General features: G+C 59.3%; 1 protein-coding gene. It reads left to right on the top strand.

What is annotated here, in order from left to right:
* Positions 1–80: 80 nt before the first annotated feature.
* Positions 81–642 (top strand): IS5 family transposase (locus tag VQ044_RS25515; protein WP_331827923.1); only part of this gene is annotated, 562 nt, incomplete at its 3' end.

Here is a 642-nt window from a genome sequence, read left to right as displayed (position 1 = left end):
TTAGAGCCTGAGCGAAAAGGAGTTGAGCGATATCAGCAGGTTGTGATTCCCCTTCGTTGTCGAGACGTTGGAGGATCGAAATGGCCTGGGATGATATCGCTCGGCTTGAGCATAGCCGCAGTTGCGTTCGCTATCCAAGCGATTTGACGGAGAGGGAATGGGCGCTGATCGCGCCGATGCTGCCGCCGGCCAAGCGCGGCGGCAGGCCGCGGACAACCTGTCTGAGGGAGGTGATGAACGCCATCCTCTATATCGCGTCGAGTGGTTGTCAGTGGCGAATGCTGCCCACCGATTTTCCGCCAGCCTCCACGGTTCGCGGCTATTTCTACGACTGGCGCGACAGCGCGCTTCTTTCAACGATCAACGGCCTTCTGGTGATCGGCGCTCGTGAACTGGAAGAGCGTGAGGCCAGTCCAACAGCGGGGGTGATCGATAGCCAGAGTGTCAAAACCACCGAAAGCGGCGGGGTTTGCGGTTATGATGCTGGCAAGAAGATCAAAGGCCGCAAGCGCCACATCGTGACCGATACGCTCGGTCTGATGCTGACGGTGGTCATTCATTCCGCCGACGTCCAGGATCGTGACGGCGCCACGACGGTGCTGAAGTCCCTGCGCTATCGCTTTCCGTGGCTGCGCCACATCT

This window comes from Aurantimonas sp. C2-5-R2 (genome assembly GCF_036549495.1).
Classification (GTDB): Bacteria; Pseudomonadota; Alphaproteobacteria; order Rhizobiales; family Rhizobiaceae; genus Aurantimonas; species Aurantimonas coralicida_A.
Note: the sequence above shows the minus strand (reverse complement) of the source record. Positions and strands in the feature narration are given on the sequence as shown.